This window comes from Granulicella arctica, assembly GCF_025685605.1.
Lineage (GTDB): Bacteria > Acidobacteriota > Terriglobia > Terriglobales > Acidobacteriaceae > Edaphobacter > Edaphobacter arcticus.
Map to the genome: position 1 here is coordinate 205232 of NZ_JAGTUT010000002.1, position 15277 is coordinate 220508.

Annotated in this window: 8 protein-coding genes; 6 read left to right on the top strand and 2 right to left on the bottom strand. The window is 60.6% G+C overall.

Annotated features, from left to right (window positions below):
- Position 1 precedes the first annotated feature (1 nt).
- Together OHL20_RS20805 and OHL20_RS20810 are read left to right on the top strand one after the other, a co-directional pair.
- On the top strand, positions 2-2707 hold the full coding sequence (locus OHL20_RS20805; protein ID WP_263385223.1) for a PD-(D/E)XK nuclease family protein: 2706 nt from the start codon (positions 2-4) through the stop codon (positions 2705-2707).
- Entirely contained in the window at positions 2700-6299 is a 3600-nt protein-coding gene (locus OHL20_RS20810) for a UvrD-helicase domain-containing protein (protein WP_263385224.1), read from the top strand. Before OHL20_RS20805 ends, OHL20_RS20810 begins: the two co-directional genes overlap by 8 nt.
- A gap of 166 nt (positions 6300-6465) precedes the next feature.
- On the opposite strand, the gene OHL20_RS20815 is transcribed toward OHL20_RS20810, so the two are convergent.
- Positions 6466-6801, bottom strand: a complete 336-nt coding sequence (locus OHL20_RS20815) for a DUF6916 family protein (protein WP_263385225.1) — start codon at positions 6799-6801, stop codon at positions 6466-6468.
- Between the two features lie 194 nt (positions 6802-6995).
- Positions 6996-12407, bottom strand: a complete 5412-nt coding sequence (locus OHL20_RS20820; protein WP_263385226.1) for a beta strand repeat-containing protein — start codon at positions 12405-12407, stop codon at positions 6996-6998.
- 236 nt (positions 12408-12643) lie between these two features.
- On the opposite strand from OHL20_RS20820, the gene OHL20_RS20825 reads away from it, so the two are divergent.
- The 4 genes from OHL20_RS20825 to OHL20_RS20840 all read left to right on the top strand — a co-directional run bounded on the left by OHL20_RS20825 (position 12644) and on the right by OHL20_RS20840 (position 15240).
- A complete protein-coding gene (locus tag OHL20_RS20825) occupies positions 12644-13462 on the top strand; it encodes a GNAT family N-acetyltransferase (RefSeq protein ID WP_263385227.1) in 819 nt (272 codons plus the stop codon).
- Positions 13463-13620: 158 nt separating this feature from the next.
- Complete coding sequence (locus tag OHL20_RS20830; protein ID WP_263385228.1) at positions 13621-14133, top strand: phage tail protein; 513 nt, start codon at positions 13621-13623, stop codon at positions 14131-14133.
- Between the two features lie 50 nt (positions 14134-14183).
- Complete coding sequence (locus OHL20_RS20835; RefSeq protein WP_263385229.1) at positions 14184-14693, top strand: phage tail protein; 510 nt, start codon at positions 14184-14186, stop codon at positions 14691-14693.
- Between the two features lie 25 nt (positions 14694-14718).
- Complete coding sequence (locus OHL20_RS20840; RefSeq protein ID WP_263385230.1) at positions 14719-15240, top strand: phage tail protein; 522 nt, start codon at positions 14719-14721, stop codon at positions 15238-15240.
- Positions 15241-15277 lie beyond the last annotated feature (37 nt).

Here is a 15277-nt window from a genome sequence, read left to right on the forward strand (position 1 = left end):
CATGGTCGGTAGCACGTTGCTTCCAGCACAGATCGTCGAAGCCCTTGCCGCCGGACGAACCATCCTCACCGGCAATCAGCGCGCCGCACGGACGCTCCGCCAACACGTCGACCTCAACAACCGTTCCCTCAACCTCACCCATTGGGAACCGCCATCTATCCTCGCCTGGGACGCATGGACCGCAACCCTCTGGCAGCAACTCCTCCTCGGCGGACACACCACCAAGCTCCTCCTCAACCGCTCGCAGGAGCACAGCATCTGGCGCAGCATCATCGCCGCCGACCCCGAAACCGCCACCCTCCGCACCGCCGATTCGCTGGCCGAAATGGCCGCCGACGCCTTCGCCCGCCTCTGCGCCCATCGCGGCGAATCCCGCCTCCGCACAGCCGGAGTCAGCGCCGACACACGCGCCTTCCAGCGCTGGGCCCAGGCCTTCGAGCGCCGCTGCCGCACCGACAACTACCTCCCGCAAGCCCAGCTCGAAGCCACCCTCACCACTGCCGCAAGCCAACTCACCTTAGCCTCGATCGGCTACGTGCTCCTCGGCTTCGACGGCACCACACCAGCCCAACAAGCCCTCATCGAAGCACTCCGGACCCGCAGCATCCCCATAGAACCCCTGACCATCACTATCCCCACAAGCTCCGCCAATCTCGCCCCCGCAGCCGACGAACCAGCCGAACTCCAGACGGCCGCCAACTGGATTCGTCGCCACCTCGAAGCCCATCCAGCGGACCATATCGCCATCATCGTCCCAAGTCTCGGCAACGATCGCCCCGCCATCGACCGCGTCCTGCGCCAAACCCTCGCACCCGAGCTCGAGGACATCGGCGCCCCGCAAACTCCTTCACCCTTCGAGTTCTCCCTCGGCATTCCCCTCGCCCAAACCCCTATCGTCGCCACTGCGCTCAATCTCCTCCGCTGGACCATCCACGCTCTACCAATCGACCGCATCAGCCAGCTTCTCCTCAGCCCCTACCTCGCTGCCAGCATCCCCGAGACCAACGCCCGAGCCGAGTTCGACGCCTACGAACTCCGCCGCGTCCGCACCCTCCGCCCCGAGCTCACCCTCGAAGCCGTGCTCCGCCTTACCGAATCTGCCAGGCGAAGCGCCCGACTCCCCCGACTCATCGCCACCCTCAAAGCCATGCGCCGCAGCATCGCCGACGAAGCCTTCGCCTTACCCGAGCTTCGCCCCGCAGCCGGCTGGGCCGACAGCATCCGCGCCTTCCTCGAAGCCGCTGGCTGGTCCGCGGGCACCGTCGACAGCCTTGAGTTCCAGACTCGTCGAAAGTGGGAGAGCGTCCTCGACGAACTCGCCACCCTCGACTTCGAAGGCGTCCGTCTCACCTTTCCCGACGCTCTCGAAACACTCGCTCGCCTCGCCGACCAGACCCTCTTCGCACCCGAGTCCCGCAACGCGCCCGTACAGGTTCTCGGCCCGCTCGAGGCCGCCGGATCGACCTTCGACGCTATCTGGTTCCTCCGCGCCAGCGATCTCGCCTGGCCCGTTCATCCCGGCTCGAATCCCCTGCTCGCCTGGCATCTCCGGCGCGAACTCCACATGCCCGGAAGCAGCCCAGCCGAGGACACCGTCCGCGCCAGCCAGATCACCGCCCGCCTCGCCACCAGCGCTCCCATCGTCCTCTTCAGCTACGCGCAGGAGTCCGTCGCCGGCCATCAGCGGCCGTCGCCCGCCCTCGCCAGCCTTACCCTGGAACCGCTGACGCTCACCGCCCTCGCTCCCATTCAAGCCTCCGCACAACTTGAGACGATCGACGACGCGAACAGCCTGCCTCCCACGCCCGACAACATCATCCGAGGCGGAGCCAACATTCTGAAGCTGCAAGCCGCCTGCGGCTTCCGTGCCTTCGCCGAGCAGCGTCTCTGGGCCACCGCACTCGACACCGCCGAGCCCGGCATGGACGCCCGCGAACGCGGCAACACCGTCCACATCGCGCTGCAGCATTTCTGGCGCGAGGTCCACGACCAACCCAGCCTCAAAGAACTCCCCACAGACGAGCGCCGTGCCATCCTTGCTCGGGCCATCGAGGCCGCGCTCCACAAGACCGCGCAGGGCATATCTGACTGGGATGCAGCCTACCTCGACGTCCAACGCGAGCGTCTCCTCAGGCTCCTCGACCCATGGCTCCTCGAGGAGATGAAGCGGCAGGTCCCCTTCGCCGTCAAGCTTCAGGAGACAGAATTAGCCGACGTTCGCATCGGCCCACTGCGTCTCACCCTCCGCGTCGACCGCATCGACGAGACCGAGTTCGGCGACGTCATCCTCGACTACAAGACTGGCGAGGCCCGGTCGCAATCCTGGCTCACCGACCGACCCGACGAGCCCCAGCTTCCGCTATACGCCGTCCTCTCCGCGGCCGAGAATCTAGCCGGGGTAGCCTTTGCCCAGGTGCGCGCCGGCGAAGGTAAGTCCCTCCACGGCTACGAGACGCAAACTGGAATCCTCCTCCGCCCAACCCGCCCCACCATGCCTCTCGCCGCACAGATCGACGAGTGGCGGCACTTCCTCACCAATCTCGCCGTCGATTTCCACGAGGGCGACATCCGCGTCCGACCTAAAAACTTCCCCACCACCTGCGAACACTGCCGCCAGCGCATCCTCTGCCGCCTCGACATCTCCCTCCTCCAGGCCGTCGCAGACGATGCAGCAGAAGCAACAGACACCGAGGCAGACAATGCCTAACCTCTTCCTCGTCGAAAAGCCCACCCCGCAGCCTGTCACTGAAGGTCGCCCGCCCGACTGGCAGCAGCGCGTCGCCGCCCTCGACATCCGCCAATCGTGGATCGTCGAAGCACCCGCCGGCTCCGGCAAGACCGGCCTCCTCATCCAGCGCTTTCTCAAGCTGCTCGCCGACTCCAGCGTCACTGACCCTGAGCAGGTCATGGCCATCACCTTCACCGTCAAGGCCACCTCCGAGCTACGAGAGCGTGTCCTCGCCCAACTCGACGCTGCCAGCCGCAACATCCCCACCACGAACGACTTCGACGCCGCAACCCGCACCCTCGCCGAATCCGTACAGGCCCGCAGCTGGGACCTCCTCAACCAGCCGCAGCGCCTCCGCATCCGCACCATCGATTCCGTCTGCGCCGAGATCGCTCGCTCGCTTCCCGTCCTCTCCGGCTCCGGCGGCCAACTCGCTCCGGTGCTCGATGCCAGCCCGCTCCACCGCGAAGCCGCACGCCGCACCTTCATGCAGCTTGGCGGAGCCAATCCGACCCTCAACCAGGCACTCCGCACCGTCCTCCTCCACCGCGACGGCAACCTCGCCGAGTGCGAACGCCTCGTCGCCGAGATGCTCCAATGGCGCGACCAGTGGGGCGAACTCATCCCGCTCTCCGGCGAAGCCCTCACCGAAGCCGTACTCGACACCACCGTTCTCCCCAAACTGGAACGCGCCCTCGACCGCGCCATCTGCGCCGGTCTCACCCAACTCGCCAAATCCATCCCCGCCGACGTGCTCGACACCCTCGCACGCCTCTCAGGCGAGATGGCCCACGCCGACGGCTACAAAGGCGAGCCCTCACCCATCGCCCTCTGCCGAAGCCTCAGCGCAGCGCCCGGTGAGACCGCCGAGCATCTCGGCCACTGGCGCGCTCTCATCCATCTCCTCACCACAAGCACCGGCACATGGCGTAAGGAGAAGGGGCTCAACGGACGCAATCTCCAGTTCGACTACGACCGCAAACTCCACCATCCACGCCTCGTCGCCATCCTCGATGACCTTGCCCATCGCGACGACCTACTCCTCGCCTTCGACCGCGTCCGCACGCTCCCACCCGCCAAGTACCCGCAGGAGCAGTGGCACGTCGCCAAAGCTCTCTTCCGCGTTCTCAGCCACGCCCTGCTCGAACTTCAGCTCGTCTTCGCCGCCCACACCGAGTGCGACTTCACCGAACTCGGCCTCCTCGCCCGCACCGCTCTCAGCCTCGATACCCACGGCGACGACCTCGCCGCCGCCCTCGGCATGAATCTCCAACACCTCCTCGTCGACGAGATGCAGGACACCTCCACCAGCCAATACCAGCTCATCGAGCACCTCACCGCCGGTTGGGACGGTCAAAGCCAGACCGTCTTCCTCGTCGGCGACCCCAAACAGTCCATCTATCTCTTCCGCCAGGCCCGCGTCGAGCGCTTCATCCGCACCATGCATACCGGCCTCCTCGGCGACCTCCCCGTCGCGCCGCTCAGCCTTACCGCCAACTTCCGCTCCCAGCAGACCCTCGTCGAGCAGGTCAACGAAGACTTCAGTCTCCTCTTCCCCAAAGAGATCACCGCCGACCACCCCGAAGACGTACCCTTCACCGCCGCTGCACCCACCCGCTCCGCAACCCATACACAAGCCCGTGTCTGGCACACCCGCTTCCAGCCGAACGGACCACGATCCACGAACATCTCCCCCGACGCCACCCAGATCCGAAGCATTGTCGCTGAATGGAACGCCCTCCCCCTTCCCGCTGGCCGCACCAGACCATGGTCAATCGCCGTCCTCGTCCGCTCCCGCAATCACCTCACCGACATCGTCGCCGCACTCAAGCAGCCCGACGAGACCGGCGCCACCGTACCCTTCCGCGCCGTAGACATCGATCCTCTCGCCGATCGGCAGGAGGTCCTCGACCTCTTCGCGCTCACCCGCGCCCTGCTTCACCCCGCCGACCGTGTGGCCTGGCTCGCCATCCTCCGTGCTCCGTGGTGCGGCCTCACCCTCGCCGATCTCCACCAACTCGCCGGCTCCGACAACCACGACTTCGCCGAGATCGCCATCGAAGATCTCATCGCCCAGCGCGGCGAACTCCTCAGCCCCGACGGAGCTCAGCGCCTCGAGCGCATCTGGACCGTCATGCAGGCAGCCGCAAGACTGCGCTCCCGCATGACCACCGCGCAGTGGGTCGAACGCACCTGGCGCTCTCTCGGCGGCGACTCCTGGCTCGACCCCGAAGCCCTCGCCAACTCCTGCCGCTACCTCCAGCTTCTCGATCAACTGGAAGCCGAAAGCGGCACCCTCAACACCGCGCAACTTGAACTCCGCCTCAAAAAGCTATACGCCGAGTCTGCCGTCGTTCCCGGTGCCGTCGACCTCATGACCATCCACGGCTCCAAAGGCCTCGAGTGGGACGTCGTCATCGTTCCCGCCCTCGAGCGCAAAGGCCAATCTTCCCGCGGTCGTCTCCTCAACTGGCTCGAACTCGACAGCAGCGACCCCGACGCCGCCCATATCATTCTCGCGCCCATCGCCAGCAAAGGCGAAGGCTCCCTTGAACTCAACGCCTGGCTCACCAGCATCGACCGCGCACGCGAAGCCGCCGAGCAGAAGCGTCTCGTCTATGTCGCCTGCACCCGCGCACGCGAAGAGCTACACCTCTTCGCCTCCCCCGCTACCACCGTCAAAGGCGCACCCTCTATCCTCGCCGACAGTCTCCTCAAAGCCGCATGGCCAGCAGCCGAACCGCATTTCTCCACCACACCGCTCCCATCGAATATCATCCCTATGCACTTCGCTGCAGAGTTCGTAGACGACGAGCCGCTCGAAATCGCTGCAGTCGCCGCTCACGAGGAACCCACCCTCCGCAAACCACCCGTCCTGAAGCGCCTGCCCTCCACCGCAGATATCAGTGCCCGCTTCACTGAACTCAAGCCGCTACCCTTCGCCACAAACCAGCCCTCCGAAAAATCAGCATCCGAACGCACCTTCGCCCGTCCGGAAGGCTCCTTCAGCGCCCGCGCCTTTGGCAACGTCGTCCATGCCTTCATCGAAGTCCTCAGTAACCGCATCGCCGCAGGCGAAACTTCCGCAGCGCTCGAAGCCGCCGTCCTCACATGGACCCCACGCATCGCCGCCATCCTCCGCGCCGAAGGCCTGCCCCCCGCGATGGTCGATCGCCTCACGCAGCGCGTCCAGCAAGCCCTCACCAACGTCCTCTCCGACCCGATCGGCCAGTGGGCGCTCGCCGCACACGCCGACGCCGCCAGCGAGCGTGCCCTCACGACGTGGGATACCACCGCCCGCACCACCATCCGCCCCGACCGCATCTTCCGCGCCGGCTCCGAACCCCTCGCCCCCGGCACCACCCACCTATGGGTCGTCGACTTCAAGACCACCACCCACGGCCGCGAAGGCCTCGAAGCCTTCCTCCTCAACGAGCGCGAAAAGAACGCCCCGCAGATGTCCACCTACACCCGCATCCTCACCGCCACCGAAGCTCCCGGCACCCTCATTCGGACCATGCTCTACTACCCCATGCTCCCCGCCAACACCTGGTGGACCCCCACCCCATAGCTCTATTTCATAGTGGACTAGTGTCTACTCTTTCATCCTTTGTATAGTGTGGTCTCTCTGCAGTCGAGATGTTCTTGCTTTGTGTTGCCGCAACGCACTCCTTTACTTGTCCCTGTCAAAGCAGGGACTCATTGATACTGAAGTTTTCAATCAGTGATAAACCCGGCTATGCCTGTTTGAAAGAACTGAAGTAGGCAATACAAGTCTTCTTACCGCTCAGAGCAAGTCCTGGAACTAGAAACATTGTGAAGCGTCCCAGCACCCCATGATCGACCAGATAGGAGTCCTGAGGAACTTCAACATTGTTTGAATCGAAAACTAAGCTGAAGGCTGTCATGGCGATTGAAGATAGCGCCAACGCGCCAGGCTTTTCCGTCTGATCTGGAGCCGTCTTGACGCCAACATGGTTGACCTTATCAAGCCTCAGGAAAACCATGTTGTTCTTATAGAGATACATGGTAAAAAGTGAGCCCACATGCTTCTCGAAGACCGCTTCTGTCAATCCGCCATGATCGTACGCAGCGACGTTGCCATTAGAAAACGTTTGGCTTTCGTTCCTTTGGGCGTAAAGAGGATGAACGGCAGAGATCGAAAGAGTGGCGAGAGAGAGGTGGACAAATTGACGTCGGTTTTTCATAAATCCTCGAGATTAACGTCTTCATGCGGAAGCATCTCTTGTTCTGATCTAACTGCGCACTATTTGACAAGAGGGATGGCAGACAACGAGGTACTGTAGGAATCAACACCTCCGGGAATGTAGCTTGCCTGAACCTGGTGCGATCCGCTGGCACCTGTTAGAGCGACGCCATTGAGCGGCACGATTGCTGTCTGCGTTCCCAATTGGATGTTTACCGTATTGCTCCCAAAGGTTGTCACTGAGAGGTCCAGCTTCCCATCGCCATTGAAGTCTGCGACCGCAAGCTGGTACGGAGCGGTTGCGGAAGGAAAGGCTACCTGCGATTGGAAAGTTCCATTGCCATTTCCAATTAGCAGGCTGACTGTGTTCGCGGTGTAATTCGCGACAGCAAGGCTTTGCCTTCCGGTCCCATCAACACTCAGCGCTACCACCGAGCTAGGTTCAGTTCCTGTCGCATATGTTACTTGTGGAGTGAAGGTACCGCCGCCGGCATTGAGCAGGACACTCACCGCGTTACCACCAAGATTCGCCACCGCCAGATCGGGAAGACCATCGCCATTGAAGTCTCCCACAGTCGCAGAGAATGGAGTGTTTCCAGTAGCGTAAGTCACCTCGGTCTGAAAGGTGCCATCACCTTTGCCAAGCAGAAGCCCGGCTGTGTTGTCGCCGCCATTCAGGACGACGAGATCGAGGTTGCCATCGCCGTTGAAGTCAGCAGCGACGGTAGTGTCGGCGTTAGTACCGACAGCGGTGGTGGTTTGTGTCGTGAAGGTGCCGTTTCCATTTCCAAGCAAGACGCCAACTGTCTTATCACCAAGGTTCGTCACGACGAGATCCAGAAATCCGTCGTTGTTTAGGTCAGCGACCGTGACAGAATAAGGCTCGTGACCTGTGGCATAAGACACCGGTGCAGCGAAGGTTCCGTCGCCATTGCCCAGCAAAATACTCACAGTGTTAGCGAAGAGGTTGGTGACGACGAGATCAACGCTCTGATCGTGGTTGAAATCGCCAACAGCAATCTGGTAAGGCTCGGGTCCAGCACTGTAAGACACTTCAGGCTTGAAGGTTCCGTCTCCGTTGCCCAGGAGAATACCAACGGTACCCTCCACCAAATTTGCAACTGCAACGTCCTGCAATCCATCCTTGTTGAAGTCACCGGTTATCGAAAAGAGTGCTCCCGTTCCTGCTGCCCCTGAAGGAAAGGACCTTGGTGCCGCAAGCGTTTGTGTGAGCGGTGAAGGCGTGGCTGTCCCGAGCAGCGTCCCAGTCGTCGTGTCGCGGAACTGAACGGTTCCGCCCGGAACCACCTGTCCGTAGAAAGTTGAAACATCGGTCAGGTTATACATGCCACCCGACGCGATGGCGGTAAGCGACTGGACGGTACCATAGTTCCCTGACGCAGTGACAACGAGTGTCCCCTGTGCCATGGTCTTTCCGGGTAGCTGATTTGTATCTTGGAACTGTGCAAGGATTGCATGGCTGCCAACGCCGGGAACCACCTTGATCACGGCGTTGCCGGCACTTAATTCAGAAGTACCCAGCAGCGCCGCAGGAGTTGTGGAGGTGTCGTAGAACTTGACGACTCCGGCCAGCGCCGGACTCGAGGTAAGTGTTGACGTGACTGTCGCGCTCAGCGTGACGACAGTTCCAGAGACTACTGGCGATGCCGGGGCTATGGCAAGCGCGACCGTACTGGAGGCCACATTAAGCGTTGCCGTAGCAGTCGGCCCGGAGTTACTGTTGGTTGCCGTCACAGGTCCCGTCGTGTTGATGTAACTCCCGATGACTGCCGAACTCACATTTACCTGAACGGTACAGGTTGAGCCTGCCGCAATGGTCGCGCCGGAGAGGCTGATCGTGCTGCCGTTCGCTGCCGCCGTGACCGTGCCGCCGGCGCAGGTCGTTGTCTGTGCAGGGGTCAAAGCAACCCTCAGATTGGTCGGCAGGCCATCGCTGAGGGCAACTCCCGTCAGTGAAACAGGGTTTGCGCTTGGATTGCCCAGTGTAAACACTACTGCCGAACTGGCGTTGGGTGCCACAATTGCAGGAGAGAACATTTCGGAGATGGTCGGTTGCCCTACTACGATCGTCGGATTAGTTGCCGTGTCATTCGAGGTGTTCGTCTCGCCGCCGCCCGAAACGGCAACCGTGTTGTTATAAGTGCCGATGTCACTGCTCGCAATACTCACCGTCAGCGTGATCGCTGGATAGCTGACACTTGCCGCCAACGCATCGGACCGCGTGCAGGTGATCGTCGAAACCGTGCAGGTCCAACCCGTGCCCGTAAGCGCCGTTGCTGAAAATCCGGATGGCAGCGTATCGACCACTGAAACCGTGCCGCTGCTAGAAGCATTGCCACTATTCGTCGCCGTCAGGGTGTAAATATCGCCGGCATCCCCAGCTTTGAAGTTGCCAGCGTGTGCGCTGACCACAGTCAAATCGGAAGCCGACACTGTAAAGTTGAAGGCCGTGTTCGTATTGCAAAGGAATGGAGTGCTACTCGTGGCCGCGCTTACCTGGGAGATCGTGCAACCATCTACCGTGACCGTAGCCGAACCCGTGCCGGCAACAGTCGCCGTCACCGATTCCTGTATGCCTGCAAGCGTGTTAGCAAGGGTGCTCAGGTTCGTGGCAGAGGTAACGGGCGAAGCGGCATGTTGCGTAACGCTGAGCGACGCCGGCACGCCGATGTAGGCAGCATCATTAGCTTGCGAATACACAGTCCCTGTCGAATCCTGCGCCAAACTACCAGTGGCCGTGAGAGTCGCACCCGCGATAGGCGTCGTGCTGCTCAAGACCAAAGACAGGGATGTCATTGGGGTGCTGGTAAATGTCCCATTGGAGGTCGCACCGGTGGTGACTCCGAAGCCATCGCAACCAGTCGTGTTGCCGCCAACAACATTGCAACCGAACCAGTTGTCGGCGATATTTGCAGTAACATTTCCTACAATCTTGTTACAGCCCAGGGCAAAACCATCGTGCTGCGCCAGGTCCGTACCCGTCGGCGGCTTGTTGCCGACGAGGCGCGAGTAGTGCATCGTGAAAGTATTCGTGATGCCGCCACCATTCTCGTCGACGCAGACCGCGTTGCCATCTCCCGTACCACTTACAGTGATGTAGTTCCCTGTGAAGGTGGAAGCGGTTACGATCATGGCCGTGTTCCCAAGGTCGTATTCAAGAGCTCCGCCCCCGGATGCCGTGTTGCCTATGAAGGTTGATCCGCTAATGGTCGCGCCTCCGCCTGCGCTGTACCCGCCTCCACCTTCAGTCGCTGTATTACCTGAGAAGATCGTGTTTGTAATCAAATCTGCGACGCCCGTGGATGGCCCGTCGGTGCTCAACCCGCCGCCTAGTCCGCCACCCTGGTTATACCCCGCAGTCACAGCCTGACTAGAGGTGTTGTTCGAGATCGTGTCCCCGCTCAGGATCACCCGTACATTCCCTTCAATCTCGATCGCGCCGCCCTCCGCAGGCGTTTTGGAGTTCGAAACCGTGGAGTTATCGAGCTCGACCACGTTGCCATTGCCAGTAAGCCCAAGTCCATCCAGGGCTCCCCCTTCGTTGTACATGCAATAGCCGTTGTTCAGCACCACGTTCACCAGCGTCAGAGCATCGTTGGCATCGCCTGCCCAGTCAATTAAGCCACCTTGATAGTTAATGCTCCCGCCATTTGTGAAGAGATCATCCGTGTCAGTTCCATTCTGGATGGTCAGCCCTGACATGTAGGTATCGAAGGAAGGGCTGCTAGTGTTCACGACGCCGGAGTTGATGTCGAAGATGTTGTCCTGGTGTCCACTTGTGTTCATGGTCTGGATGATCGTTGTTGTCTTCCCCGCCCCAATGATGCTTGCAGCACCATCAAGATCGAGGTGGATGTTTACATCACCGTCGATGTCAGTAGCTTGGCCGTTATTAGAAGCTGATAGCGTGTACGTACCTGCGGGCAGGTTGATGGTGTCGGCTTTTGTCGTCCCAATGGTCGTTCCCCCCGTGTTCGTCTGATCGTTATTGACCACCGCGATGGCCGAGCGCAATGTGCATCCAGCCGTGTTGTTGATGCAAGCAGCAGTATTCAGGGTCGCGGAGTCTGCGGTCGTGTTGACGTTCATCGTGCGGTTCGCTGGCAGTTGCGCAATCTGCGGCGTCACTCCACCCAGTGTCACTACCCCCATGCGCGCGTCCGCCGCCACCCGCGTCGCTATGGCTGCTGTAACTGGATCGTTGGTCGAGTCGATCGAAACAACGATGTTTGTCTTACGCATATCGCCATCTGCAACACTCACATGCGTCATCTGGATGTACTGGCCGCGCTCCATGAGCGCCAGATCGTCGTTGCCATTCCCGGTAAGGTGTCCATGGATCAGCACCGGAGCGCTCGCGCCTACACTCGTTCCGCGTCCAAAATTCGGGGTCGTCTCCACCTCCGTCCAGGGTTGGCCGGTCGTCTTGAGCGGGTGGACACGGGGTGAGCGTGATTGGTGCGTCAACGTCAGACCGCGCCGCCGCGCACGCACCTCCTCCGGGCTCAGTTGATGCAGATTCAACAGTCCCCGCGTGAACAGATGCATCGTCGCGTCCGCGCCAAGCACGGCAAGCTGCATTCCTCCGTCCAGGTTGTAGGTAAAGTAGCCTGCGACCGCGGCTACGACACCCTCACGCATCACAGTCTGCACATCGGGCTTGCCTGCCAGCAATGATTCACCATCAATCAGGATTGCCTTGCCACCTGCGACTGCGAATACATCTTGTACATTGCCGCCGTTTACCGGCGCAATCTCCATGGAAGTCACCGCACCAGGCATGGCCGCAAACCCAACAGTCGTCCCATCTCCGGCCACTACCTGCAGACCGCATCCGCTTGCCCCGCAGACAGAACCCACAATCAGGTTCTGACCCATGGGACTGCGCCAGGTCTTCAACGCCTTCACCGGTCCGCTGAAAGGCAAAGCCCGCGCTGGTAAGAACGTTCCATCGCCTCGACCCGCAAGCAGATAGACGGTGCTTCCACCCTTTGCCGCAACCAAAAGGTCTTGATGTCCATAACCGCTCACGTCGGCTGTTTCCATTAGATCTGGATGCACCGATATCGCGATCGCCTCTGCTTTTGCGGTATACGGCGCAACAAACTGCCCCGCCGCCACCATCGCCTGCTCCCTTGGCGTCGGCGCGGTCGCTGCCTCCATCCCGCGTTGCAGCAGCAACGCGCCGCTTCCATCAGCAAGTCCATAACCCGTCACCAGATCCCTTACGCTGTCGCCGTCGAAGTCTGCCACCGCCAGTGAAAGGCCCTTGCGCGCGCCCGTCGCCTTCGCCTGCAGCGCTCTTGTTCCGCCGGTGATCGTCTGCGGCAGCGCACGTTCGCTATCCCGGTGCAATGTGCTGTACTGCATCTGCTGCGCCGAGGCCGACCACGCTCCTGCACAGCACGCAACGAGGAGGGCAGTTGCAAGAGAACGGCTAACGGATAACATGGTTGGCACTCCATCAAACCGGAATAGAACTCAGGGCAGACCTACTCATAAGTTCGCCAGATGTATTGCAGGGGAATAAAATGCTGCTCCAGCGGAAATTGTTAGAGCCCTGACTTCGTGAACACCTCGCATAGTACCTACGTAACGGGTGGGGCACAATATATTTGTAAGTGATAGCCACAGAAGCCTGCGTGCAGGCCCCCATTACGGCTGGGGCTCCGTTAGATTAGTAGTGCATGAACCTTCATCTGCAACCCGCTCGTCCGGAAGACGCTCTGTTTCTGGAAGTGTTGTTCCGCGACGTGCACGAGCCTGAATTTGCTCCTCTTCAGCTTCCTCCTCAGGCTTTGGCTCAGCTTATCGCCATGCAGTTTCGTGCCCAGTCACTCGGCTACGCCTCCCAGTACCCCGATGCCCAGGACCATATCGTAATTGTTGGAGACGAGGCTGCCGGAAGGCTGCTCATCCACCGCGATTCGCAGCAGATTCAACTGATAGATATTGCACTGCTCGCACGATTCCGCAATCAAGGTCTCGGTTCCGAACTGCTCCGGCTCCTTATTCAAGAGGCCGCACAAGTCGCGTCCGTCCTCCGCCTCACCGTTCGCTTCGATAACGCCGCACTTCGCCTATATCAGAAGAAAGGCTTTATCCGTACCGGCGGCGACGGCCTGAACCTCGCAATGGAGTGGCGCGCCGAGGCACCCTGTATCAATCCCTCATTCCCGATAGCACAGCCGATGGAACCGGCCGAGCAGGGCTTCACCGGAACCTACTTCCTCTCGCTGGCTGGTCAGACGTTCACGGCGAACGATCAAATGGGCACATCCATTCCACTCCTGCTCGAAACCGTCAATATCTTTCACGGTCAAGTGTCGACTGAAGATAGCTTTTCGCTACAGTTCACCGGCCCTCTCATGCCTGTACTTCGGTCGGAGTGCGTAGAACTGACTCCACCCGCAGCCGATCCCATGGAACTCTTTTTGGTGGCCAACGGTCCCGCACAGGGCCGGATGCGCTATGAGGCAATCTTCAACCGTGCGGTCCCTTGGTGATCTCAGTCGCTCATCAATAAATCTGTTTTGTGCTTGCTATGGTAAGGGTTCCTGATTACATTGGCTGTGGCAACTTGAGGGGTACTACGGTAATCCGAAAGATAACACCGCCTTACCGCTGACCCGTCAGATCTTCCTGATCCAGAGGAGCAATGGGCATGGCACTCTCCTACATCGGTGAAATTCGCCTGGTTGGCTTCAACTTTGCTCCCCGCGGCTGGATACTCTGCCAGGGCCAGCTTCTGTCGATAGCGCAATACGAGACGCTCTTTGTCCTGATTGGCACGACCTACGGCGGCGATGGCCAGACCACCTTCGGACTTCCCGACCTGCGCGGACGCACCCCAGTTCATTTTGGCACCTCCACTAGCGGAGCTTCCTATACAGCCGGCCTGCTGACGGGCCAGGAGAGTGTCACTCTGACTGCCGCGCAGGTAGCCACGCACACCCACGGCCTTAGTACGCAGCCCGCTGCTGGAACAAGTCCATCACCATCCGGAGGTTTCTTCGCAGGTGCCTCTTCCTCCTATTACAGCACCTCCAGCAGTGGCGCCACGGCTGCCGTGTTGCTGCCTGGTCCGGTCTCGCCACAGCCACATTCCAATCTTCAACCCTACCTTTGCTTGAACTACGCCATCAGTCTCGAAGGTGTGTTTCCCAGCCGTAACTAATCGAGCCATCGGTTGGTCGTGGCAAACCTCATCAGGAGTCAGGAATTCACATGAGCACACCGTTCCTCGGTCAAATCTCCACCTTCGGTTTTGCCTTCGCCCCCAAAGGCTTCGCCCTGTGCAACGGCCAGCTACTGCCGATCTCGCAAAATCAGGCACTCTTCTCTCTCCTTGGCACCACGTACGGGGGCAATGGCACCACGACCTTTGCCCTGCCAAATCTACAGGGCTGCGCCAGTCTTGGCTTTGGGACCGCAGTCGCGGCCAACTACGCGCAGGGCCAGGTCGGCGGCGAGGTAAGTCACACGCTCATCTCCAATGAGATCCCTACACACACCCACACGGCAGCAGCCACCAACTCGGGAGCGTCCATCGCTTCGGCTGTCAACGCGTATCCAACCTCGGATACGGCGGCGAAGCCTTTCAATCCATCGGTCTCGGACGGGGTCTTTATGCAGTCCAGCCCTAACAGCGGCGGCCAGCCACACTCCAACCAGTCCCCGCTTCTGGTGATCAATTTCTGTATCGCCCTTCAGGGCATCTTCCCGTCGCGCAACTAATTCGTCGTCCGCAGGAGTTTTGCTCATGTCCGAACCTTTTATCGGGGAAGTCCGCATCTTCGGTTTCAACTTTGCACCACGCAATTGGGCGTTCTGCCGCGGACAACTCATAGCAATCGCCCAGAACACTGCCCTCTTTTCGCTCCTCGGAACCACCTACGGCGGCGACGGTCGAACTACCTTCGCTCTGCCCAATCTGCAAGGCAATATTCCGGTCAGCTCCGGCCAGGGTCCGGGGCTCTCCCCGTACAGTCTCGGCCAGCAAAGTGGATCGACTGGAGTCACCCTGCTGACCACCAGCCTTCCTGGCCACTCGCATACGCTTCCCGCAGGTGCTGCTGCCACTACCCCAACTCCTGCTGCCAATACCTTCCTCGGTGCCGGAGCAAGGGGCAAGACTATCTACTCCACGACTACCGACGGAACCACCATGAATGCAGCCGCCGTCGCCACTGCCGGCGGCAATCAGCCTCACAACAACATGATGCCGTACGTCGCGATGAACTATTGCATTTGTCTTACGGGCATCTTTCCATCGCGCAACTAGGACCTTCGCCTTCGCGGAATTATCTTCGGGCGAGACT

Coding starts and splice junctions, on each gene's coding strand:
- OHL20_RS20825 (WP_263385227.1), top strand. CDS start 12,644: ATGAACCTTCATCTGCAACCCGCTCGTCCGGAAGACGCTCTGTTTCTG.
- OHL20_RS20835 (WP_263385229.1), top strand. CDS start 14,184: ATGAGCACACCGTTCCTCGGTCAAATCTCCACCTTCGGTTTTGCCTTC.
- OHL20_RS20805 (WP_263385223.1), top strand. CDS start 2: ATGGTCGGTAGCACGTTGCTTCCAGCACAGATCGTCGAAGCCCTTGCC.
- OHL20_RS20810 (WP_263385224.1), top strand. CDS start 2,700: ATGCCTAACCTCTTCCTCGTCGAAAAGCCCACCCCGCAGCCTGTCACT.
- OHL20_RS20840 (WP_263385230.1), top strand. CDS start 14,719: ATGTCCGAACCTTTTATCGGGGAAGTCCGCATCTTCGGTTTCAACTTT.
- OHL20_RS20830 (WP_263385228.1), top strand. CDS start 13,621: ATGGCACTCTCCTACATCGGTGAAATTCGCCTGGTTGGCTTCAACTTT.
- OHL20_RS20820 (WP_263385226.1), bottom strand. CDS start 12,407: ATGTTATCCGTTAGCCGTTCTCTTGCAACTGCCCTCCTCGTTGCGTGC.